Source organism: Cupriavidus sp. FW305-F7, assembly GCF_058782875.1.
The window spans coordinates 1-740 of sequence record NZ_JBYSYC010000134.1; the positions used below are offsets into that span (position 1 = coordinate 1).

The following is a 740-nucleotide window of genomic DNA, read 5'->3' on the forward strand; positions in this document are numbered from 1 at the left end:
GACCACATCATCGAGATGGCGAAGGAGACCGGTGCCCAGGCCATCCACCCGGGCTACGGCTTCCTGTCCGAGAACGAGGCCTTTGCCGAGGCCTGCGCCGCGGCGGGGCTGGTCTTCATCGGCCCGCCGGCGTCTGCCATCCACGCGATGGGCAGCAAGAGCGCGGCCAAGCAATTGATGGAGAAGGCCGCGGTGCCGTTGGTGCCCGGCTACCACGGGGAGGACCAGGGTCCGGCGCTGCTGCGCCGCGAGGCCGACCGCATCGGCTACCCGGTGCTGCTCAAGGCCAGCGCTGGCGGCGGCGGCAAGGGCATGCGCGTGGTCGAGTCGGGCGATGGCTTCGAGGCCGCGCTGGCCTCGGTCAAGCGCGAGGCCAGCGCCAGCTTTGGCGATGACAAGGTGCTGGTGGAGAAGTACCTGACGCGCCCCCGCCATATCGAGATCCAGGTGTTTGCCGATACCCACGGCAACTGCGTCTACCTGTTCGAGCGCGACTGCTCGGTGCAGCGCCGCCACCAGAAGGTGCTGGAAGAAGCCCCCGCGCCGGGCATGACCGAGGAGCGCCGCCGTGCCATGGGCGAAGCGGCGGTGGCCGCGGCCAAGGCGGTCGGCTATGTCGGCGCCGGCACGGTCGAGTTCATCGCCAACCAGGACGGCTCGTTCTACTTCATGGAGATGAACACGCGCCTGCAGGTGGAGCACCCCGTCACCGAAATGATCACCGGGCAGGACCTGGTCGA

The 740-nt window shown here is 68.9% G+C and carries 1 protein-coding gene; it reads left to right on the forward strand.

What is annotated here, in order from left to right:
* A partial coding sequence (locus AC3WL8_RS39950) for an ATP-binding protein (RefSeq protein WP_492380262.1) occupies window positions 1-740 on the forward strand: 740 nt, incomplete at both ends.